Consider the following 204-nt stretch of genomic DNA (forward strand, 5'->3'; position numbering starts at 1 on the left):
TTACGGAGATGACAGCGGGGTGTTCCTCGGGCCGACGGCAAGCCGTGCGGAACGAGGAGGGGCGAGTGAGCGAGCGACAGGCCCGGGTATGGGCCGGTGCCGATGCCGGTAAAGGCCACCACTGGGCCGCGGTGGTCGATGAGACCGGCGCGACCTTGTGGTCGAAGAAGATCGAGAACGACGAGACGGCGATCCTGACCGCCA

1 protein-coding gene is annotated in these 204 nt (G+C 67.2%); it reads left to right on the forward strand.

Features of this window, described 5'->3' with window-relative positions; translation table 11 throughout:
* Positions 1 to 65: 65 nt before the first annotated feature.
* On the forward strand, positions 66 to 204 hold a 139-nt coding region (locus IH09_RS38710), incomplete at its 3' end, for an IS110 family transposase (protein WP_190233554.1).

This window comes from Streptomyces celluloflavus, from assembly GCA_000720995.1.
Classification (GTDB): Bacteria; Actinomycetota; Actinomycetes; order Streptomycetales; family Streptomycetaceae; genus Streptomyces; species Streptomyces celluloflavus.